The 21,005-nt window shown below is 62.0% G+C and carries 16 protein-coding genes; 7 read left to right on the top strand and 9 right to left on the bottom strand.

Annotated elements, in window-relative coordinates:
• The first annotated feature begins 60 nt into the window (after nucleotides 1-60).
• Nucleotides 61-888 carry a transporter substrate-binding domain-containing protein gene (locus tag I6L47_RS16855; protein ID WP_216947932.1) on the top strand — a complete coding sequence of 276 codons (828 nt, stop codon included), beginning with the start codon at nucleotides 61-63 and terminating at the stop codon, nucleotides 886-888.
• A gap of 58 nt (nucleotides 889-946) precedes the next feature.
• Here the strand turns inward: I6L47_RS16855 and tpx are convergent, their stop codons facing one another.
• The gene (gene tpx, locus I6L47_RS16850; protein WP_021230929.1) at nucleotides 947-1,447 is read right to left on the bottom strand and encodes a thiol peroxidase; all 501 of its coding nucleotides are present in this window, start codon (nucleotides 1,445-1,447) and stop codon (nucleotides 947-949) included.
• 184 nt (nucleotides 1,448-1,631) lie between these two features.
• Here tpx and I6L47_RS16845 point away from each other — a divergent pair, with 184 nt between their 5' ends.
• Nucleotides 1,632-4,097: a zinc/cadmium/mercury/lead-transporting ATPase gene (locus I6L47_RS16845; protein WP_216947931.1), complete on the top strand. Its 2,466-nt coding sequence runs from the start codon at nucleotides 1,632-1,634 to the stop codon at nucleotides 4,095-4,097.
• A 195-nt stretch (nucleotides 4,098-4,292) separates the two neighbouring features.
• Here the strand turns inward: I6L47_RS16845 and pulA are convergent, their stop codons facing one another.
• A complete protein-coding gene (gene pulA / locus I6L47_RS16840) occupies nucleotides 4,293-8,357 on the bottom strand; it encodes a pullulanase-type alpha-1,6-glucosidase (RefSeq protein ID WP_216947930.1) in 4,065 nt (1,354 codons plus the stop codon).
• 262 nt (nucleotides 8,358-8,619) lie between these two features.
• Between pulA and I6L47_RS16835 the strand changes: the two genes are divergently transcribed.
• The gene (locus I6L47_RS16835) at nucleotides 8,620-9,033 is read left to right on the top strand and encodes a hypothetical protein (protein ID WP_069528976.1); all 414 of its coding nucleotides are present in this window, start codon (nucleotides 8,620-8,622) and stop codon (nucleotides 9,031-9,033) included.
• 47 nt (nucleotides 9,034-9,080) lie between these two features.
• On the opposite strand, the gene dmeF is transcribed toward I6L47_RS16835, so the two are convergent.
• The gene (gene dmeF / locus I6L47_RS16830) at nucleotides 9,081-10,046 is read right to left on the bottom strand and encodes a CDF family Co(II)/Ni(II) efflux transporter DmeF (RefSeq protein ID WP_216947929.1); all 966 of its coding nucleotides are present in this window, start codon (nucleotides 10,044-10,046) and stop codon (nucleotides 9,081-9,083) included.
• Nucleotides 10,047-10,117: 71 nt separating this feature from the next.
• Between dmeF and I6L47_RS16825 the strand changes: the two genes are divergently transcribed.
• The 3 genes from I6L47_RS16825 to I6L47_RS16815 all read left to right on the top strand — a co-directional run bounded on the left by I6L47_RS16825 (nucleotide 10,118) and on the right by I6L47_RS16815 (nucleotide 12,812).
• Entirely contained in the window at nucleotides 10,118-10,393 is a 276-nt protein-coding gene (locus I6L47_RS16825) for a metal/formaldehyde-sensitive transcriptional repressor (RefSeq protein ID WP_216947928.1), read from the top strand.
• A gap of 127 nt (nucleotides 10,394-10,520) precedes the next feature.
• Entirely contained in the window at nucleotides 10,521-11,717 is a 1,197-nt protein-coding gene (locus tag I6L47_RS16820; RefSeq protein WP_216947927.1) for an amino acid aminotransferase, read from the top strand.
• A 162-nt stretch (nucleotides 11,718-11,879) separates the two neighbouring features.
• Nucleotides 11,880-12,812, top strand: a complete 933-nt coding sequence (locus I6L47_RS16815) for a LysR family transcriptional regulator (protein ID WP_216947926.1) — start codon at nucleotides 11,880-11,882, stop codon at nucleotides 12,810-12,812.
• A 63-nt stretch (nucleotides 12,813-12,875) separates the two neighbouring features.
• Here the strand turns inward: I6L47_RS16815 and I6L47_RS16810 are convergent, their stop codons facing one another.
• The 6 genes from I6L47_RS16810 to I6L47_RS16785 all read right to left on the bottom strand — a co-directional run bounded on the left by I6L47_RS16810 (nucleotide 12,876) and on the right by I6L47_RS16785 (nucleotide 17,544).
• Entirely contained in the window at nucleotides 12,876-13,199 is a 324-nt protein-coding gene (locus tag I6L47_RS16810) for a DUF1820 family protein (protein ID WP_005340296.1), read from the bottom strand.
• 138 nt (nucleotides 13,200-13,337) lie between these two features.
• Nucleotides 13,338-14,240 (bottom strand): YjjW family glycine radical enzyme activase, encoded by a 903-nt coding sequence (locus I6L47_RS16805; protein ID WP_216947925.1) that lies wholly within the window; start codon nucleotides 14,238-14,240, stop codon nucleotides 13,338-13,340.
• A 10-nt stretch (nucleotides 14,241-14,250) separates the two neighbouring features.
• Nucleotides 14,251-15,777 (bottom strand): YjjI family glycine radical enzyme, encoded by a 1,527-nt coding sequence (locus I6L47_RS16800; protein WP_216947924.1) that lies wholly within the window; start codon nucleotides 15,775-15,777, stop codon nucleotides 14,251-14,253.
• A 122-nt stretch (nucleotides 15,778-15,899) separates the two neighbouring features.
• On the bottom strand, nucleotides 15,900-16,235 hold the full coding sequence (locus I6L47_RS16795; RefSeq protein WP_005340292.1) for an AzlD domain-containing protein: 336 nt from the start codon (nucleotides 16,233-16,235) through the stop codon (nucleotides 15,900-15,902).
• Between the two features lies 1 nt (nucleotide 16,236).
• Entirely contained in the window at nucleotides 16,237-16,944 is a 708-nt protein-coding gene (locus I6L47_RS16790) for an AzlC family ABC transporter permease (protein ID WP_216947923.1), read from the bottom strand.
• 120 nt (nucleotides 16,945-17,064) lie between these two features.
• The gene (locus I6L47_RS16785) at nucleotides 17,065-17,544 is read right to left on the bottom strand and encodes a murein L,D-transpeptidase family protein (protein WP_005340284.1); all 480 of its coding nucleotides are present in this window, start codon (nucleotides 17,542-17,544) and stop codon (nucleotides 17,065-17,067) included.
• Between the two features lie 279 nt (nucleotides 17,545-17,823).
• Between I6L47_RS16785 and I6L47_RS16780 the strand changes: the two genes are divergently transcribed.
• The gene (locus I6L47_RS16780; protein WP_216947922.1) at nucleotides 17,824-20,991 is read left to right on the top strand and encodes a S41 family peptidase; all 3,168 of its coding nucleotides are present in this window, start codon (nucleotides 17,824-17,826) and stop codon (nucleotides 20,989-20,991) included.
• Nucleotides 20,992-21,005: the final 14 nt, after the last annotated feature.

The raw sequence follows: 21,005 nt of genomic DNA, 5'->3' as shown, positions 1-21,005 counted from the left end.
GAGGGGGCTGGCGACGGGCTGACTACACTTTAGCTGACCCATCACCAAGAGAGACACGCCATGACCAGACACATCCCCCTTCTGCTGCTCGTGGTCACCCTGCTCGGCAGCGCGACTCTCGGCCTGTCGCAAACTCCGGAGAACGACGCCGCCCCCGAGCCGCCGAAGCCGGTGCGCATCCTCAATGCCCACCTTGGCGAGCTGCCGGGGCTGATCAATGCCGACAAGACAGGCCCCTTTGTCGACCTGGTGCACGCCATCGATGACCTCTACCCCGATGTAACCATCAAGATCACCATCTACCCCATCGCCCGTGCCATGGCTGGGGTGATCTCCGGCAAGGCTGATCTGGGGCTGCCCGCCATCCGCAACCTCAAGGATATCGATATGCTGGCTTATCGCTTCAGCACCCGCAGTTTTGGCAAAGTTGCCCATGTGATTTACAGCAATACCGCCTATCCGGTCACCACGGATATGGCCTACGGCATAGTGCCCACCAAACGGGATCTGCTGATTGAAGCCGTTCCCGACTATATGCCCTTCCCGGTGCAGCGTTCGATGAGTATCGAGCAGTCACTGCGCAAGCTCTCACGCGGCCGTATCGACGCCTTTGTCTGGGCACAAGAGGAGGCCGACCTGATGCTCAAGCAGGTGGGGCTGACCAATATCAGGCGAGAATTTTTCGGTGATTTCGAGGATGTCTTCATCATCCAGAAAGGGACAGCTGGTGATGAGATGGACGAATTTCTCCGGCAAGCCATCGATCAGCTGGCTGCCACCGGCAAACTGGCCGAGATCTACGAGAAGATCCACCGCCCCTATGTGGAGTGGCAACCCTCTCCACCCGCCAAGGCTGAACCGGCAACCACCCCGCCAGCTACGCCCTGAACGGACAATTCCCGCATAAAAAATCCCGCCGAAGCGGGATTTTTTATGGCTTGCGGCCTTACAGCACGGCCAGCGCCGCAGCGTAGTTCGGCTCGTCGGCCACTTCGGCGACCAGCTCGCTGTGCAGCACCTTGTTGTCACCATCCAGCACCACGATGGCGCGAGCGGTCAGACCGACCAGCGGACCGGAAGAGAAGGCCACGCCGTAATCTTCCATGAAGGCCGCACCGCGCAGGGTAGAGAGGGTTACTACCTTGTCCAGACCTTCGGCGCCGCAGAAGCGGGACTGGGCGAACGGCAGATCGGCGGAGATGCACAGTACAACTGTGTTATCCAGCGCGCTGGCCTGCTCGTTGAACTTGCGCACAGAGGTCGCGCAGGTCGGGGTATCGACGCTCGGGAAGATGTTCAGGATTTTGCGCTGACCGGCAAAGCTTGCCAGGGTCACGTCGGAGAGATCCTTGGCCACCAGGGAGAAGGGCTTGGCTTGCTCACCGGCGACCGGGAAGTGACCAGCGACGGAAACCGGGTTGCCTTGCAGAGTGACTGAGTTGCTCATGTGTTATGTCCTTTATTGGTGTAGTAAAAATCCGAGTGATCAGTATAGGGGCGGCGGGACCAGACAAACACCCGCGAAGACAAGGGATATAAAGGGGTTGACCTTGGACTTAACACCAAGGTTTAGACTCCTTCTCGGTAATCAGGGATCTCGCAGGGGCGGGATCCATCAAGAGGGACTCATCATGAGCAAATCCTGCTGCAATCATCAGCACGCCGCCTCCATCAAGGCCGTCAGCAAGGCGGCCCCCGGCCAGAGTGAGCATCACCACGATAGCCACTGCTGCGACAACACCACGCCCGTCAGTTGCTGTTCAACCCCGACGCCTCATGAGCACGCATCCCGTGACGGCAATGAATCCCCCGGGGATGAAGAGCCTCCCCGAGGAAGCTGTCACGATCAAGCGTGCTGCAGCGCCCCCTTATCGCCAGCTCACGATCATAAGCATAAGCATGAGCATGAGCATGAGCATGAGCACGATATGCCACCTGCCGACCCGCTGGTTGCGCCTGCGCAAGGCAACAGTCGCCACAGCTGGCAGGTGTTGGGGATGGATTGCCCCAGCTGCGCCCGCAAGATCGAGACCGCCGTCAGCCGGGTGAGCGGCGTGCAACAGGCGCGCGTGTTGTTTGCCACCGAGAAGCTGGTGGTGGATCTGGCCCCAGGCCTCTCCCCCGATCCCGTCACCGCCGCCGTGCTGGCCGCCGGTTTCCAGCTCAAGGGGGAAAGTGCTGACAAGCAGGCAGCTGGCCGCAAGCAAGCTTCACAACAGCCCCTGCAAGGCAATCTATTCGGTAACTTTTTGGGCAAATATTGGCAGCCCCTGTCACTGGCCGGCCTGATGCTGGTCGCAGCCCTGCTGCCGAAAGAGCTCGGTCAGCCGCTCTTTACTCTGGCGACCCTGTGGGGCCTGTGGCCCATCTCCCGCAAGGCGTGGGCGCTGACCAAAAGCGGCTCCCCCTTCGCCATCGAGACCCTGATGACGGTCGCCGCCGTGGGGGCCCTGTTCCTCGGTGAAACCGCCGAAGCGGCCATGGTGCTGCTGCTCTTTATGCTGGGTGAGCATCTGGAGGCCTACGCCGCCGGACGCGCCCGGGCCGGAGTGACCGCGCTGATGGCGCTGGTGCCTGACAAGGCGCTGCGCATCCGTACCACTGCCGAGGGCGAGGTGCGCGAAGAGGTCGGCGCCGATGAGCTACGTCCCGGCGACATTATCGAAATCGCTCCGGGTGCCCGCTTGCCTGCCGACGCCCGCCTGCTCGATGAACTCGGTGCGTTTGACGAGAGCGCCCTGACCGGTGAATCCATTCCGGTGGAGCGTCGCCAGGGGGACAAGGTGCCGGCCGGCAGTCTGGCTGCCGATCGGGTGCTGCGCCTTGAGGTGGTGTCCGAACCCGGCAACAACGCCATCGACCGCATTCTGCACCTCATCGAGGAGGCCGAAAGCCAGCGCGCGCCCATCGAACGCTTTATCGACCGCTTCAGCCGCTGGTATACCCCGGCCATGATGCTGGTCGCCCTGCTGGTCGTCATTATTCCACCGCTCGCCTTCGGCCAGAGCTGGGACGAGTGGATCTATCGCGGGCTGGCGCTGCTGCTCATCGGCTGCCCCTGTGCGCTGGTCATCTCCACCCCGGCAGCGGTCACCTCGGCGCTGGCCGCCGCAACCCGTCAGGGGGCGCTGATCAAGGGGGGTGCCGCACTGGAGCGACTGGCCCATATCGATACAGTCGCCTTTGACAAGACCGGCACCCTGACGCTGGGCAAGCCGCAGCTGACCGAGCTGGGGAGCCTCAATGGCCAACCGGAGACCGAGTTGCTGGCACTGGCGGCTGCCATCGAGCAGGGCTCCCACCACCCGCTGGCCCGCGCCGTGGTCGCCAACGCGACCGAACAGGGGCTGACACTGGCGGAGGCCCGCGACCTGCGCGCCCTGCCGGGCATGGGCGTTGAGGGACGCATCAACGGTGAACTGTGGCAACTGCTGGCACCGAGCCGGGTGGCGGCCCTGAATATGGAACAGCAAACCCGGATTGCTTCGCTGGAGCAGCAGGGCAAGACCGTCGTGGTGCTCTGCCAGAGCAGCGGCGACAAGGCGCTGCCGGTCGCCCTGCTGGCGCTGCGGGATCAGATCCGGCCGGAGGCGGCAGCCGCACTGCAAGAGCTCAACCGGCTCGGGCTCAACAGCATCATGCTGACCGGGGATAACCCCCGTGCCGCCGAGGCGATCGCCACCGAGCTGGGCATGGGCTGGCGTGCCGGCCTGTTGCCGGAGGGCAAGGTCGATGAAATTGCCAAGCTCGCCAGCTCGCAGAAAGTCGCGATGATCGGCGATGGCATCAACGATGCCCCCGCCATGAAGCGGGCTAGTATCGGCATCGCCATGGGGGGCGGCACCGATGTGGCGCTGGAGACCGCCGATGCGGCGCTGACCCACAACCAGCTCGGCGGTATTGCCGCGATGATCCGGTTGTCACGGTCGGCACTGGCCAATATTCACCAGAATATCGCGCTGGCACTGGGACTGAAGGCCATCTTCCTGGTCACCAGCCTGCTCGGCATCACAGGACTGTGGATTGCGGTGCTGGCCGATACCGGCGCCACCGCGCTGGTGACCGCCAACGCCCTGCGGCTGCTGCGCAAGCGTTAAGCCAGCCAAAAGCCGTCCCCCAACCGGGACGGCTTTTCTTTTTCCTCTCATTCCTCTCACGGCACCCCGTAAAAGAAAAAGCGCGCCTGCCGGTCGGCAGTCGCGCTTTGCTTACTCTCTCGGAGTTATCCCACCCTTGGCGAGGTGGAATTCAACCCGGGGGCGCCGAGCCATCCCCCGGACTCAATGGCTTGCTTACTTGACGCTGCACTCCTGAATGACGGCTGTGCCCGCCTTGACGCCAGCCGGGTCAACCTTCACCAGCACACTCCACAGCCCCTGCGGTAAGGTGATGCTGTTATTGGCACTGCCCCCCTTGGAGAAGGCGAACGAATAGCCGGTTTCAGCGTTCACCGCACCGCCACCGTTGAGCAGGTACTCCTTGCTCCAGTCCTCGTTGGCGACCTTGAACTCGGTGCTGCCGGCATAGTTGAACGCCGCCTGATAGATGGCGAGATCGCCGTCCATCCCCTTGTAGCTCAGCTGGTACTGAGGTTGGGCTCCCCAGCCGGAGAGCTCACCCTTGACGAACAGGTTGTAGCCGAGCGGATTGCCCGCCACAGTCTCCAGCACCTTGCAGCTCTGCACCGGCTCGGTGAAGCTGACGCTCAGGGTCGGTTTGTCCTTGTTCATGGCGGTGAAGACAAACTTGTAGCTGCCTGCCTTGGCCAGATCGACACCGATATTGCCGGTTTCTCCCCCCTTGCAAAGGGTCAGCGGAGTGCCGACCACCAGCTTGTCACCGGCGTTGCAACTGCCGTAGTTGACCGGCCCCCAGCTGGCGTCAGCGATCTTGACGTTGGTGGTACCCAGCTTGTCGGTGCTCACCTCGGTAGTGAACTCGTACATAAAGTTGCCGCTGAAGGTCATCTGGTTGGTGTTGCCCCACTCATTGAGGAACCCCTTCAGATAAACATCGGTGTTGCCAAACGGTGGCAGGGTGCTCAGGTCGGTCTTCTTGCTGACCGGCAGGCCCGCGCCCTGGGCGCCATTCTGCGGCTTGACGAACACGGCGGCAGACCAGGCCCCCAGCATCAGCTGGCCATTATCATAGGCGGCGCCGCTGGCGATGCTGTCGACTGCGCGATGCTTGCTGCTTAGCACCATACCGCTCAGATCGATCGGCTGATCGTTGCCGTCACGGAAGTCGCCGATGCTCTGGCTCTGGTTGCTGGCGTTGATCATCACCACCAGGCCGTCAATGGCCGGATCCAGATCCGCCCCGGCACTGACGCCATCATCCACCGTCATGACGATAAGGCCGGGCACCTGATCCGGGCCGGTATTGCGAAAATCAACCCGCTTGATCACCTCGGCACCGCTGCCCAGACGCAGCAGACGGGAGGAGTTGCGCAGCTCCGCCAGCTCCTGATAGAAGCTCACCATCTGCGCCATCTCGGCCGAGCCCGGCTTGGCATGCTTGCCGAGCACCTGCTCGATCAGCGGATAGTTGTCGCCATCCTTGTCCTTGCGCGGCAACCCCTTGTCGAAGTTGTTGTCGCCCAGGGTGTAGTCGACCTTGTTGTACCAGTCGCCCGAGTCATAGCTGTCCCGCTCCATGGATTTGGAACGCAGCAGCTCGACACCGGCGTGGGTGAAGGGAATGCCCTGACCCAGCATGGCAGTCGCCAGCGAGACCCCCTGCATCCTCACCAGATCGGCTCCGGCAGGCGCCTTGTAGATCAGGTTGTCGAACAGGGTCTGGTTGTCGTGCTTGTCGACATAGTTCTGCACTTCCACCGGATCCTGGGCATAACCGGCGCTCTGACCGTTGTAGTCGATCTCGGCCCCCTTCTTCGGCATGCCATCCTTGTCGGTCAGCACGAACTCCTTGAGGTTGCCCGCCATGCCGAGCCGCACCAGATCGGACTGGTGCAAGGCAGTAGCCAGATCCACCTTGCTCATTTCGTTAGGATCGACGAAAGCACCGTTGCCAAAGCCCTGGGTCTTGCGAATGGTATCGCCGCCGTCGAACGGACTGCCGCCGCGCACCGCATCGCGCAAGCGGTCCGAGAAGGAGCCGATACCGGTACCGCCCAGATGCTTCTGGGTCGCCTGCACGAAGCGCTTGTCATCCTGCACTTCGCCGAAGTTCCACCCCTCGCCGTAGAAGTACATCTCGGGATTGACCTTCTTCACCGCGGCCAGCGCCTGCACCATCTGATCTTTCGGATGGTGGCCCATCAGGTCGAAGCGGAAGGCGTCGATCTTGTAGTCGCGCGCCCAGGTGACCAGAGAGTCATCCATCAGCTTGGCGAACATGGCGTGTTCCGGCGCCGTGTTGGAGCAGCAAGTGGAGTTCTCCACCGAGCCGGTCTCCGGATTGAGGCGCTGATAGTACCAGGGCACTATCTTGTCGAGCACCGACTTGGGGCCGAGCCCGGATTCGTTGGTGTGGTTGTAGACCACGTCCATCACCACGTTCATGCCGATGTTCTGCTTGATGGCCTTGACCATCTCGCGGAACTCCAGAATACGTTTGGTGCCCTCGGCATTGGTGGCGTAGGAGCCTTCCGGCGTGGTGTAGTGGTAGGGATCATAACCCCAGTTGAAGGAGTCGACGCCGCGCAGGTAACCGGAAAGCTCCTGCACCTGCGGATTATCCTTGCTGTCGCCCCCTTGCAGGTCGGCCAGCACATCTCCCACGGTCTGACCGCCACCGCAATAGCCGCCAAATTTGGATGTTTTCACATCCGGATTGACCTGACAGAGCTTGCTGAAGTCATCGCCGAGATTGGCTACCTTGGCCGGATCCTCGTTGACGGTGGCGATATCGAACACCGGCAGCAGGTGCAGGTGGCTGACGCCGCTTTTGGCCAGCGCTTTCAGATGGTTGACCGGTACAGAGTCGGGCTGGGTCAGACCGACAAACTTGCCGCGCTTCTCTTCATCGGTGGAGGCATCGTTACCGGTCAGGTCGCGAATATGGGCCTCATAGATGGTGATGTCGGCGGGGTTCTGCTGGCTGTGTGGCGCCTTGAGGCTGTCCCATCCTTCCGGTTTCAGGGCCGGATCGTCGAGATCCACTACCTGACTGAACTCGGAGTTCATCGCCAGACTCAAGGAGTAGGGATCGGTCACCTCGTAGTGCTCAACCTTGCGGCTCAGCGGATGGTAAACCTCCATGTCGTAGCGGTAGAACTGGCCGATCAGCTCGCTGCCCCCTTCGTAACTCCAGCTGCCGCTGGCGCTGTCGAAGGTCATGGCCACTTCACCACTCTTCTGGTGGCTGGCGTTGTAGAGGGCCAGCTTGACCGACTTGGCGGTCGGCGCCCAGAGGCGGAAGATCACCCGGTTACCCTCCACCACGGCACCATAGCTCAGCTTGGTCGCCTCGGGAGCATAAAGCGCATCGAGGGCGCCGGCGCTCTGCACCAGGGTCGCCCCCTGCAGGATACCGTCAGCATCGGTGCCGATAGCCACCAGCTCACCCTTGAGCAGGGGCTTGAGATCTTTACCGGCCGGCAGGGCAAAGGCGGCGGCATCCTTGAGATGCGGATATTTGGCCTGCTGCTCGGCAGTCAGGCCGGTCGCGGTCAAGCTGATATAGGGGAAATTGAACACCCCATCGGCATTGGCCTTGATGGTGCCCGAGTCGCTGTAATAGAGGCGAACGTGGGGCTTGTCTTTGCCCCCTTGCCAAATCAGGGTATTGCCATCGATAAGATGAGCGCTGGCACCCGCTACGCCAAAGGCGGCGGTAAAGGCGTCGGCACGGCTGCCAAACAGATCTTTCTTGCCCGCGACGATGGCCACGGTGCGATCCGGGTGCTCACTGAAGCTCACCTTCATATCGCTGCCGGTCAGGTTGGCCAGATCGCCGTTGCGAGCGATAAAGTTGATGCACCCTTCCACATTTTTGAGCGGAACAACCCAGGCCGGACCAAAGCTGTCGGCAGTGGCAGGAGTCTTGCTCTTGTCATCCCACCCGGTATTCAGGCCACTATCAGCCGTTGCCTGGCAGGCGTCGTTATTCCAAAGGTGCAGGCTGTGGCTGTCAAACGGTGCCTTGGCCCCTTTGGCTGCCGACTGGGTATCCACCAGCGCAATGACCACCTGATTCTCCCCGGCAACCAGCAACTCTTTCGGGGGATCCATCTTGGGCAGACGGGCGACAGGCCCATCGGTGACTTCAGGTGTAGGCGGTGTAGGGGGGACGGGGTTCACACCGGAGGCATCAGAGCTGTTGTCATTACAGCCAGACAAAAGCGCGAGCAGTGAGGCTGTTACCAGCGCCACTTTGGTCTTTTTCATATCCATATTTTTATAATTCCCGCTGTAGTTAGTCTCGATAGTCGAGCACCCGGTCATTGCCAGGCGGTGCCATATTAATCAGCGGCAATCGATTCAAATGTGAGCGGAAGGGCAAAAAAACCATCCAGTTTCAACAAGATAACGTTTTCAGACTGAAACTTCGATCCGGCTCACAGACCTCGCAGCCATTTGGCCTCATATCTGGAAAACGGCAGTCACGGGGTCAGAAAAGCAATGTCTGATCAAGTGGATAGACAAGGAGTAAACAATGAAACGGATTGAAGAGCAGGCAAGACGACTCGATCAGGAGTATCAGGCGATCGGGCAGCTGTTCGACCAGTTTTGCCAGCAGGCTGGCACCCTGGCCGAGCAGTATCACTTCTTCAACTGGCCAGATTATGAAGACTCGCCCCCGCTGAGCCGCGCCTTCACCCTGCTGGGGGAACCCCGCGAACTGCGGCTGCGCTGTCAGCCCGGTGAGCGCTCCGCCCTCAATGGCCTGATCCAGGTGGTCTCGGAGGATGGCACCATAGATGCCAGCCTCGGGTTTCGCGCCGATGGTCAGCTGCTGCTGGAGTCCGGCAAGCTGCTGGACAACCCGCCCGGACTGCTGCTCAAGCTGCTGCTCGGCGCTGTGTGGCAACACAAGCCCCAGGAGGAGATCACCGGGCAGCCGCACTGACATCAGGGAACCAACGGCACTGAAACCAAGGGGGCCAAGGGCCCCCGTTATTTATCCTGTTCGCTGGCGATCTCGATGGTCACATGCACCAGCTCTTCATGGATCGCCAGCCGCTCACGGATCTGCTGCGCCGGTAGCGGATTGACCATCAGCAAAGAGAGCACGCAGGCATACTGCTGCTGCCCCACCCGCCAGACGTGCAAATCGCGGATATCAGTGCCCGGCAGCTCGGCGATGACCTCGCGGATCTCCGCCACCAGCGGGGTATCCATCTCGGCATCCAGCAGCACCCGACCGGAGTCGCGCAACAGGCCCCAAGCCCATACAGCAACCAGCCCTGCACCCACTATGCCCATCAGCGGATCCAGCCAGTCGGCCCCCCACAACATACCCCCAGTCAGCGCCAGAATCGCCAGCACGGAAGTGGCCGCATCCGCCAGCACGTGGATATAGGCGGCGCGCAGGTTGAGATCCTGATGGCCGTGGTGATCGTCATGGTCATGATGATGAGCGTGGTCGTGATGCTCATGATGGTGGACATGCCCATGGTGATGGTGGCTGTGATCATCCTTGAGCAGCCAGGCACAGGCGAGGTTCACCAGCAGCCCCACCAGCGCGATAGCGATCGCCTGTTGATAGTGGATCGGGCTGGGATCGAGCAGCCGGAACACCGACTCGAACAACATCAACCCGGCCACTCCCACCAGCAACAGGGCGCTGGTGAAGCCACCCAGCACCTCGATCTTCCAGGTGCCGAAGCTGAATCTGTGGTCGCGGGCGAAGTGGCGGGCGGCGCGGTATGCCAGCACCGAGAGACCGAGCGCCAGCGCGTGGGAGCTCATGTGCCAGCCATCGGCCAGCAGCGCCATGGAGTTGTAGAACCAGCCGCCGCCAATCTCCGCCACCATCATGATGACGGTCAGCAATACGGCCCAGCGGGTCTTCTGTTCGGCCAGCGGATTGCCCTCGTGGATGACGGGTTGATGGCAGTGTGATTGAGCGAGGGATGACATGGATTTCTCCTGAGAGCGATGATGCAATATACTATACCCTAGTATAGTTTTATTGATCGAGAGGATCCGTCATGTCCCACACCATTCACGACAAAAAGAAGCTGCTGGCACGGGTGCGCCGCATCAAGGGACAGGCCGGTGCGCTGGAGAACGCGCTGGAGCAGGAGAGCGACTGCACCGCCATTTTGCAGCAGATCGCCGCCATCCGCGGCGCCGTCAACGGCCTGATGCTGGAGGTGCTGGAGGGGCATATGCGCGAGCATCTCGGCGCCCCCGATGCCACCCCGGCCGAGCGGCTGGAGGATCTGGATCAGGTGGTCAGCGTCCTGCGATCCTATTTGAAGTAAGCAGGATCGCGGCGCCATCCCTTCAGGCTCGACCAGCATCGGGCTTGAGCCACCGCCAGCTTTGCGCCATGATGTCCAGCCCGGCTGACCGCCGGTTTTACTGGACAGTCAATTTCAAGGATCCCCCATGTTTGAACACGTCGATGCCTATGCTGGCGACCCCATCCTGACGCTAGTCGAGACCTTCCACAAAGACACCCGCGAGCAGAAGGTGAACCTGGGGATTGGCCTCTATTACGATGAGCAGGGCCGCATTCCGCTGCTGCCGTCGGTGCAGCAGGCCGAAGCCCAGCGCGCCGCCGCCCCGGCCCCACGCCCCTACCAGCCGATGGAAGGCGCCGCCAACTACCGCACTGCGGTGCAGCACCTGCTGTTCGGTGCCGACCATGAAGCGGTCAAGGCGGGACGTATCGCCACCATCCAGACCATCGGCGGCTCAGGGGCGCTCAAGATCGGCGCCGATCTGCTCAAGCGCTACTTCCCGACCTCCGAGGTGTGGGTCAGCAACCCGACCTGGGATAACCACAAGGCGATGTTCGAGGGCGCCGGCATCAAGGTGCACGACTACCCCTACTACGATGCGGCCACTGGCGGCGTGCAGTTCGATGCGATGATCGACTGCCTGAGCACCCTGCCGGCCAAGAGCATCGTGCTGCTGCACCCCTGCTGCCACAACCCGACCGGGGTGGATCTCTCCCGCGCCCAGTGGGATCGGGTGATTGCGCTGGTGGTCGAGAAGAACCTGATCCCCTTTATGGACATCGCCTATCAGGGCTTCGGTGATGGACTGGAAGAGGACGCCTACGCCATCCGCACCATGGTGGCCGCCGGTGTCAGCTTCTTCGTCAGCAACTCCTTCTCCAAGAACCTCTCCTTCTACGGCGAGCGCTGTGGTGGCCTGTCGGTCATCTGCAAAGATGCCGAAGAGGCGAGCCGAGTGCTGGGCCAGATGAAGGCCACCGTGCGTCGCAACTACTCCAGCCCTCCCACCCACGGTGGCCAGATCACCGCGGCGGTGATGAGCCAGCCCGAGCTGCACGCCATGTGGGTCGATGAAGTGACCGAGATGCGCACCCGCATCAAGGCGATGCGCCAGAAGCTGTTCGAGGTGCTGAGCGCCAAGGTGGCGGGCCGTGATTTCAGCTACTTCATCAACCAGCGCGGCATGTTCAGCTACACCGGCTTCACCCCGGAGCAGGTAGATCGCCTGCGCGAAGAGTTCGCCGTCTATCTGGTGCGCTCCGGCCGCATGTGCGTGGCGGGCCTCAACAGCCGCAACGTCGACTATGTGGCTGACGCCATGGCTGCGGTGCTCAAGGGCTAATCCGCGCAAGCCCCGCTTTGGCGGGGCTTTTTGTCTGTTGCGTTCGCAGTCACCTCTTGAGGAGTCTGCTCACCCTCCCCCTGCTGTGAGAGAATGCCAGCAGGTCACGTTGAATCTTTCTGATTCCAAGCCTGTTTATCTTCATCAATTTCAGGAGCCACTATGGATCTGATCGCTCTCTCTAGGCTGGGAGGTCGCCATCTGGTCACCCTGCACCTGTTGCTCGACAACCAGAACGTCACCCGCACCGCCGAGCGGCTCTGCACCACCCCTTCCACCGTCAGCAAGACCCTCAACCAACTGCGGGATCTGCTGGGGGATCAACTGCTCTACCGTCAGGGAAACCAGCTGTTGCTCACCCCCATGGCCGAGCGACTGGCTCCCACCCTGCATCGACTACTGGGGGAACTGAACGGCCTCACTCGCCAGAACGCCTTCAACCCCCAACAGTGGCAGGGCAGCTTGCGGCTGGGATTGCGCGAGAGCGTGATGACCTGGCCGGTGGGCCCCATTCTGGGTCAGCTGATGAAAGAGGTGCCGGGCATGGTGCCGGAGATCTGGAACAAGGATGAGCAGGGGCTGGAGGCGCTGGCAGCGGGCAAACTCGACTTCGTGATCCTGCCCCATGACCAGAGCCAGCCATTGCCGCGCCAGCCCGGGCTGGTGTGGGAGACCCTGCGGGAAGAAAAACTGGTCTGCCTGCTGCGCAAAGACCACCCCGCACTAGCCAAGCCCTGGGATCTCGATGCTTATCTGAGCTGGCGCCATATCGCCATCCGGGATCAGGAGCTGGCCAACCCCTTCTTTGAGCAGAGCCTGGCCCAGCAGCAGGTGCGTCGCCAGATTGGCGCCACCCTGCCCGATTTTGCCAGCGCGGCGGCCCTGCTGCCCCAGACCGACCTGATCCTCACCGCCATCGGTGGCTGGGCGGCCTGCATGGCCAGTCAGCCGGATCTGGTGATGCGTCCGGCACCGTTCGATTACGGCAAGGTGAGTCACAGTCTGGTCTGGTATGGTCCGGCCGGTGATGGCTCGGCCCGTCACTGGTTCCGCCAGCGGATCCTGCAACTGGGTCGTGAATTGATTGAGCCCTGAGCCGGACGACAACGAGCAGAGATTGATGTTTCACCGCGGCGAAACATCAACAGCAAGTAGGGACTAGGGACGTTTGGTATAGATGGGGCTGGGGAAGGAGGCGACGTTGCTGCCCAGATCCGTGATGCGGGCAGCCCCCTGCTTTTTCACCTGATCGATGCGCAGCACCTGATGCATGGGAATAAGGGTCTGGCGCACATCGGCAAATTCGCTCTTGAGCTTCTCGTGACTGGGATCGACGATAAGTGCCGTATGGTTGTCCCAGACAAAGTCGGCAATCTCGATAAAACCGAACAGCTGGCCCTGATTGACTTCGCGCACATAGACTTCGTAGCGCTCGCTGTGGCAAATAAACTGAACCCGATATAACGCCTTGCTTTCACTCATGATTATCTGTCATTGAGGGGTAAGAAGATGGCCATTATTCTAGCCGCCGTTCTCGCCCCCTCCAATAGACAGAAATCACAGTTGCGGCCTTTCCATGCCGCACCTCACGCCATAACGGTCACCGGATGACGCAGCCACTCAGCCCATCAAGGCAGGCAGTGAGACCGGCCCCAATCCCGCTGCACGCAAACGACTGGTCAGCTGTTCCAGCTCGGTTTGGCTAGCCTCTGGCCATTGCGCAGCCTCACCCCGTACCCCATGGTGGCGAAAGCCGTTGAGGCGAATGGGCACAGGCCCAAGCTGCTGCAAGAAGGCGGCGAGATCCGCGTCCAGCTCACCACTCGCATCCAGAAAATCGCTCTTGCCCGGCACATGGAGCAGCCGCAGTTCGGTCAGCTTGCCGTGGCGTGCCAGCAGTTGCAGCGATCCCAGCACCCGCTCGCGACCATAGCCGGTCAGGGTGTGATGCACCGAGTCACGCCACCCCTTGAGATCGAGCATGGCGCCGTCGAGCACCGGCAGCAGCCGCTGCCAGCCGGTTTCGGCCAGCGAGCCGTTGCTGTCGAGCAGGCAAGTGAGATGGGCCAGATCCGGCGCGGCCTTGATGGCGGCAAACAGCGCAACCACAAAGGGGAGCTGGGTGGTCGCCTCGCCGCCGGAGACGGTTATCCCGCTGAGCAAGGGGCCGTAGCGGCGCAGCAGGGCCAACACGTCGTCCACCGTCATGGTGGCAGTCTTGGGATTGGCACTGCGCGGGCAGACATCCAGACAAGCGTCGCAGTCGGTGCAGAGCGCCGCCTGCCAGCGCACTCTGCGCTCGCCAAGGGGGCCCTCATCCAGAGTGAGGGCGCCGCTCGGGCAGACCGCAAGGCAGTCACCGCAATCGTCACACAGCCCTATGGTGTGCGGGTTGTGGCAGCCGGGGCAGCGAAAGTTGCAACCCTGCAGAAACAGCACCAGCCGGTTACCCGGCCCGTCGACACAGGAGAACGGCAGCACCCTGCTTACCAAGGCGCTGCGTGTTGGCAATACATCAGCCATCGGTGCGAACTCAATACTCGCCGATGGTCGATTCGTGGGCGACCACTCGCGGCGCCCTCTGACGAATGGCGGTCACTTCACTCGCCTCGGCACCGAGACAGGTGGTCTGCAAGCGCGACCCCTCCTCTGCGAAGCGGGCCACGTCGCTCTTGCGGATCATATAGCCGGTCACCCGCACCAGATCGCTGTCGGCCACGTTGGCGGTGAACTCGCGCATACCGATAGCGAGCGCCCCTTTGCAGAGCTGCAGCAGTGCCTGCGGGTTCTGGCGGATGGTGGGATCCAGCGTCAGGATCTCGCTGATCCCCGAATGGTAATAAGTGTGGTGCGGTGCCAGTGCCAGCACATGGCTGGCCGGATCCGGCTCATGCCCGTAGGGAATGCGCACCCCGGGAGTGACCGCTACATCGATGCTGAGGCCACCCTGTGAGTGCAGCAGCGCGCGACCACCCCAGGCATGGGTTTGCGGCGTCGCAGTAACATATTCCGAGAGTTGGGCCGAGATGCGATAGCCAAGCTGGTTCGCCTCCTCGCCATGGCCGTAGCGATCCGGCAGATTCTCTTTATCCATCAGGATATTGACCGCTTCCGCCATGCCGTAGATGCCGAACATGGGGACAAAGCGATCCTCATCCAGCAGCCCCTCTTTCACCAGAAAGCTGTCGAAGAAACCGGACTCATCGTGGAGGAATGCGGCCCGCGCCTCGATCAGCTGGGAGGCCAAGCGGCAGTAGTGGGGCAGCAGGCAGCCGAGGAAGTCATCGATCCCCTGACACTGCTCGGCGACCCGCTTGAGGGAGATGCGCACCAGGGTATTGGCGCCACCCGCCTGCGGCAGGGCGTTGTAGCAGCTGACGATGCCAAAGCCGCGATTGTCGAAGGTGTCGCGGTGGATCGGGTAGTTGGCGATGTGCGGCTTGCTGCACTCGGCGATGCTCTTCACCGCCTGCAGCAGCAGATCGTCCGGGGTCTGCTCCGGATCGTGGAAGAAGGTGAGGTTCGGCGCCACCTGCTTGAGCTCGTTGTCGATGCGCAGGATCAGACGGCAGATGCGGTTATCATCCGGCCCGATGTTGACGTGCATGAAGGCGTCCGGCAGCACCCTGTCCAGATAGACCCAGAACCCCTTCAGCTTGCGATAGAGGGTCTCGTCATCCAGTTCGCCGACAAACGGCAGCAGCAGATGGTCGAGCCGACCCAGCCAGACCGGCATGCCGGTGACGGAGGGGACATGGTGATACAGGATGCGCAGGGCGTTGAGCGCCTCGTCGAAATCCTGCGGCGCCGCCAACTCCAGCCAGGCAGAGCCCTGAGTCAGGAATTTTTCATAGTCCGGCAGTACATAACGTGGCTTGTAAGGGGCGTGCCCTTCGAACATGTCGCAGATAAATCCCTGCTCCATCGCCTCGGCGACTGCGGCAGGCAGGTCGGGGTAGGGCAACGCATTCTCGGCGGCCAGCGCCAGCGCGTGGCTCTTCTGGGCGGCGGAGAGATGGGGATCGCGCACGATGCGCTGACAGGTTTCGATCAAAGACATGGGACACTCCTTCACGGACAGAGCCCATATCCTCACCATTTGCAGGATTTTTTTGAAGTGACATTCATGACATGACGGATGTCGAATAATGACATCCATTACACAAGATCACGGCTCGCGCTTCACCAAGGCAAGAGCTCGGCTATGCCTCCCAGCCAGCGCAGCAGGAAGAAGCCCCCCATTCCACCCACCACCACAACCAGAGTCGGCAGCCGCAACAGGGTCAAGAGCATCACCCACAGGGTGGCAGTCAGGTAGTCAGGATCCCAGTCAAGACCTATCCCCGGCTCGTAGCTAAAGACGATGGGCAACCAGATTGCAGTCAGCACCGACTGAGCCGAAAAGCCGAGAAACGCCCCCATCTCGGCACCCGGCTGATATCGGGTCAACCGAGAAAAGAAGGCGAAGCGGTTGAAAAAGGTGATCAGGGCCAGCAGGCCAATCATCAGCCAGCTCACGCTACCTCCTCATCCGGTGCAGCACATAGCCCACCACCATGCCAGCCAGAGCCGAGACGATGATGTGGATCTCCGCCAGCAGCGGCTTGGTAAGCAACGCTGTGCCGCCGCTCACCAGAGTGGCCGCCACCATGGGCAAGTTTTTCATGGCGGGAATGGTCATGGCGATGAAGGTGGCCGCGATGGCAAAATCCAGCCCCATGCTGTCCAGTCCATCGATGTACTGGCCGGCCGCGATGCCGAGCAGGGTCGCCAGATTCCAGAACAGATAAAAGACGAATCCCGCGATGAGCGCGTAGGCCGGATCAAAGTGGCCGCCGCGCTCCCGGTCTTTCAGCGCCACAGCGAACATCTCATCATTCAGGAAAAAAGCAAGGCTGGCCCGCCAGCGCAGGGAGAGCGGCAATACGTCACGGCGGAAGGTGAAGCCGTATAGTAGATGCTGGGAAGTGATCACCATGGTGGAGCCCATGATGGGCAGCAGGGGCGTGCCCGCCCCGAACAGGGTCGTGGCCGAGAGCTGGGCGGCTCCAGCGTAGACCAGCAACGACATCAGCTGAGCCTGAAGCGGACTCAGCCCTGCCTGCAACGCCAAAGCGCCACACAGGATCCCCCAGGGGATCACCGAAATGGAGAGCGGGAGCATATCCAGTGTGGCACGCCACCAGAGCATCCCCGTTCGCTCGGGCACGCTCGTTACTGACATCATGTGATCTTCCTTGTCACAGCCAAAGCGAGCCGAAAAAACTAGCACGGGACAGCAAGCGCTGTCACGTCATCACTGGCGGGAAATAAAACGCCCGCGGAGTCGCGGGCGTGCACAAGGGGATCAGGGCTCGATGACGATGGGCGTACCCGGGTCAATAGCGTCCCACACTTCATCCAGCTCGTGGTTGAGCATGGCGATGCAGCCGTTGGTCCAGTTGGAGGGCTGAACCCTGCGGTTGCCAATGCTGTTGCGCTGGCCGTGGATCATGATCATGCCACCCGGACGAACACCCAGCTCATTGGCGCGCTTGATGTCATCCAGGTTCGGATAGTTGATATGGATGGCTTTGTAGTAGCCGGAATTGGTCTTCTTGTAGTCGAGGGTGTAGCGCCCTTCCGGCGTACGCTGATCCCCTTCCTGCTGCTTGTGCCCCTTGGGCGCCGGGCCCAGAGCAATCCAGTAGCGCTTCAGTTCTTTGCCATCCTTCATCAGGGTCAGGCTATAGGTCGACTTCTTGACCACCACCAAATCGGCTTTTTCGGTCAAGGCAAAACTCAATGCGGGCCAAAGCCCCAACAAACACAGTAATACGGCTCTCATTCCATCCCTCGACAAGCCTCTGGTGCGGGCTTTTCTTGTTACCAGATCATCTGAACGATGCCCGCCGAGCGGCGAGCGAGCGCCATGATATTGGATCGCCATCAATACTCAATATGCCTAGCAAAACATATCTTGCCGCAACCTGGCCATCTTCCTTGAACGCCGTCATTTGGCATTATTAATTAACAGTTAAAACAACAAGATACAAAAAATTATCGCGCTGGCACCCGGGGCAATGATCGGCGAAGATAACACTCCACTCCCCGACAGGATCATGCCATGCGCTCTTCGTGCCGCCTCGCCACCCTGCTGTTCTCGCCACTCCTGCTCTGGCTGCCCGCCAGTGTCGCCGCCGATGCACTCTGGCTGCGCGAGCCCGCCCTCTCCCCCGATGGCAAGCAGCTTGCTTTCACCTGGCAGGGGCGCATTTTTGTCGCCAGTGCCGAGGGTGGCCCCGCTACGGCGCTCACCGGCAGCGACTACCTGAGCCAGCGGCCAATCTGGTCACCGGATGGCAAACAGCTCGCCTTTGCCGCCAATCTCTACGGCAACGAGGATGTGTTCGTGGTACCCGCCAGCGGCGGCGAGATGATGCGCCTCACCCGCGATTCGCGCACCGATCTGCCGCAAGCCTTCAGCGCCGATGGCAAACGACTGCTGCTGAGCAGCCAGCGCCTGGGTGCGCCCGATGCCGACCATTTTGTCGCGGAAGGCTACCAATGGGGCGAGCTCTACTGGACTCCAATCTCCGGCGGCACCTTGCAGGCCGATCTGCCGCTGCCTGCGACCCTGGCCCGTCCCCATGGGGAGCTGCTCGTCTACCAGATGCCCGCGGCGGATCAACCCTTTCGCAAGCATCAGCACTCGTTCGCGGTGCCCCGTCTCTGGCTGTTTGATGGCAAGCAGCACAAGCAGCTGACCGAAGATCGGGCGGCGGCCACCGATCCGGTCTGGAGCGACAAGGGGGATACCCTCTTTTACCTGAGTGAGCGCAGCGACGATTTCAACGTCTGGCGCCGAGATCTCGCCAGCGGCAAGGAGCAACAGCTGACCCACTATCAGGGCCATCCGGTGCGGGGGCTCAGCGCCTCTCGCAATGGCGATCTGGTCTGGTCATGGCTGGGCGAGCTCTATCGTCTCGATGCTGGTAGCAGCGAGCCACGCAAGCTGACCCTCACCCCGCAAGTGGCGAGCGCGCCGGATGAGGCGAGCGAGGCCCTGACCCTGGCAGATGAAGCGCTGGTCAGCGAAGAGGCGGACGAGCTGATCCTGGTGAGCGAGGGCAACCTGTTTGCCGTCGACCCCGAGCGGGAGCGAGTGCGCCAGCTGACCCGCGATCCGAGCGAGCAGTCCAGCCCCCTCTTCGCAGAGCGGGGCCGCGCCCTCATCTATCTGTCGGAGCAGCAGGGGCACGCCGCCCTCTATCGCCTGCGCAAGGGAGATCCGGATCTGCTGTTCAGCGATCCCGGCACTCTGACCGAGAGCCTGCTGCTGGCGATTCCCGACAAGGGGATCAGCCGTCCGGTGCTCTCCCCCGATGGCAAACAGCTCGCCTTCGTTGTGGATGGCCAGGCCATCCACCTGCTGGATCTGGCGAGCAACAAGCAGCGGGAGCTGGTGCCTGCCAGCTTCAACCCGTCGCGCCACGAGGTGCATCTCGCCTTTGCCCCCGACTCCCGCCATCTGGCGCTCACCTTCCGCCCCGATGCGGCGGAACAGGAGATCGCAGTGATCGACACGGCCAACCTCAAGGCCAAACCGGTCAATGTCAGCCTCAACGGCTATCAGGATGGGCAACCAAGCTGGAGTCAGGATGGCGCCATCCTCTACTGGCAATCGACCCGGTTTGGCGCACTGGGGCCCGATGGCGAGCCCCTCGTCACCAACCTGCTCGGCATTTACAGCAGCCGCGCCGCCAGAGCCGATGCGATTGCCGAACTGGAGCCGCCGAAAGGGGGATACGGCTTTGAGAGCGATCGTCTCAACCATCGCGAAGCGCTGCTGCTGCAACCCACCGGTACCCTGCTCGCCAGCCGCATCATCGGCGACCAAGTGATCTATCTGGTGGAGGAGATGGGGGTCAACAGCGAGAGCGAGATCAAGGGCTACAGCCAGGATCTGCGCAAAGGCAAAACCAGCGAACTGTTTGGCGAGCAGCCCGGCCCAGCGCTGGCAAGCCTCAACCAGCAGGGCACCCTGGCTACCCTGGTGCGGGATGGGGAGATAACCCGGATCCACCTCGACTCCGGCGAGGCCACCAGCGCCCCCTTCGCCTTGCAGCCCACCAGCCGCTGGCAGGAACGCATGACCGCCGCCTTCGATCAGATCGCCCGGCTCACCCGGGACGAGTTTTATCTGGACGATATGAACGGGGTGAACTGGGATAGCTATGTCGCCGCTTACCGCCGCCTGCTGCCAGGCATCGGCAACCCGCGGGATTTTGGCAACCTGCTAGCGGAGCTGGCTGGCGAGCTCAATGTCTCCCACACCTGGGGCAGCGGCCCCGCCCCCTTCCCCCGCATGGCGGACGAGACCGCCAGCCTGGGCGGCTACTGGCAGGATGGCGAGCAGGGGGTGATGCTCACCGCCATGCTCTCTGGCGGCCCGCTGGATCAGGAGAGCGATATCGCCCCGGGCGCCCGCCTGCTCGCCATCAACGGCGTCCCGATTGCCAATCTGGCCGAGCTGGATCAAGCCCTTAACCATCAGGCCGGTGCCCGGCTCGCCCTCATCTTCCAGCAGGAGGGCAACAAGCAAACTGACGAGGTGGTGCTCATCGCCATCGACAAGCAGCAGGAGTACCAGCTGCAACAGGATCGCTGGATTGAGAAACGGCGGGAGCTGGTGGCCAGCCTGAGCGGAGGAAGGGTCGGCTACGTCTATCTGCCGGCAATGAACAGCGAGGTCTACGATGCAGTGGTAGCGGATGCCCTCGGCAGGCAGCGCAATCGCGAGGCGCTGATCGTCGATGTCCGCTTCAACAGCGGCGGCTATCTCGCCAATACCCTGGTGGAGTTTCTGACCGGCAGCGGCAGCACCAAGGGGATGGCCAGCAGCTGGCCCCGTCAGGGCAAGGGGGAAACCGACGCCGCCACTCGCCAGTGGACCAAGCCCTCGGTGGTGCTGGTCAACGCTGGCAGCTACTCGGAAGGCTCCGCCTTCCCCGAGTATTACCGCGCCCTCAAGGTCGGCCCCATCGTCGGCGATCCGGTGCCCGGCACCGGCACCATGGTCTACAGCCACGACTCCAGGCTGATCCCGGGCCTCTCCTACGGCATTCCGACCCTGGGGCTGCGCAAACCGGACGGCACCTTCTACGAGAATCAGGAGCTGATCCCGGACCTGCAGGTGCCCCTCACCCCCGCCGACATGGTGGCCGGGCGCGACCCGCAACTGGAGGCGGCGGTACAAGCCGCCCTCAAGCAGTTGTCAGCCAGCGCCAAATAACGGCCCCCATCGAG

The organism is Aeromonas sp. FDAARGOS 1417 (assembly GCF_019046985.1).
GTDB classification, from domain to species: domain Bacteria; phylum Pseudomonadota; class Gammaproteobacteria; order Enterobacterales; family Aeromonadaceae; genus Aeromonas; species Aeromonas veronii.
Note: the sequence above shows the minus strand (reverse complement) of the source record. Positions and strands in the feature narration are given on the sequence as shown.

Bases quoted from the DNA above. Each gene is read 5' to 3' on its own strand.
- I6L47_RS16780 (WP_216947922.1), top strand. From the start codon at position 17,824: ATGCGCTCTTCGTGCCGCCTCGCCACCCTGCTGTTCTCGCCACTCCTG.
- I6L47_RS16855 (WP_216947932.1), top strand. From the start codon at position 61: ATGACCAGACACATCCCCCTTCTGCTGCTCGTGGTCACCCTGCTCGGC.
- I6L47_RS16820 (WP_216947927.1), top strand. From the start codon at position 10,521: ATGTTTGAACACGTCGATGCCTATGCTGGCGACCCCATCCTGACGCTA.
- I6L47_RS16800 (WP_216947924.1), bottom strand. From the start codon at position 15,777: ATGTCTTTGATCGAAACCTGTCAGCGCATCGTGCGCGATCCCCATCTC.
- I6L47_RS16810 (WP_005340296.1), bottom strand. From the start codon at position 13,199: ATGAGTGAAAGCAAGGCGTTATATCGGGTTCAGTTTATTTGCCACAGC.
- dmeF (WP_216947929.1), bottom strand. From the start codon at position 10,046: ATGTCATCCCTCGCTCAATCACACTGCCATCAACCCGTCATCCACGAG.
- I6L47_RS16785 (WP_005340284.1), bottom strand. From the start codon at position 17,544: ATGAGAGCCGTATTACTGTGTTTGTTGGGGCTTTGGCCCGCATTGAGT.
- tpx (WP_021230929.1), bottom strand. From the start codon at position 1,447: ATGAGCAACTCAGTCACTCTGCAAGGCAACCCGGTTTCCGTCGCTGGT.
- I6L47_RS16825 (WP_216947928.1), top strand. From the start codon at position 10,118: ATGTCCCACACCATTCACGACAAAAAGAAGCTGCTGGCACGGGTGCGC.
- I6L47_RS16805 (WP_216947925.1), bottom strand. From the start codon at position 14,240: ATGGCTGATGTATTGCCAACACGCAGCGCCTTGGTAAGCAGGGTGCTG.
- pulA (WP_216947930.1), bottom strand. From the start codon at position 8,357: ATGGATATGAAAAAGACCAAAGTGGCGCTGGTAACAGCCTCACTGCTC.
- I6L47_RS16815 (WP_216947926.1), top strand. From the start codon at position 11,880: ATGGATCTGATCGCTCTCTCTAGGCTGGGAGGTCGCCATCTGGTCACC.
- I6L47_RS16835 (WP_069528976.1), top strand. From the start codon at position 8,620: ATGAAACGGATTGAAGAGCAGGCAAGACGACTCGATCAGGAGTATCAG.
- I6L47_RS16845 (WP_216947931.1), top strand. From the start codon at position 1,632: ATGAGCAAATCCTGCTGCAATCATCAGCACGCCGCCTCCATCAAGGCC.
- I6L47_RS16790 (WP_216947923.1), bottom strand. From the start codon at position 16,944: ATGATGTCAGTAACGAGCGTGCCCGAGCGAACGGGGATGCTCTGGTGG.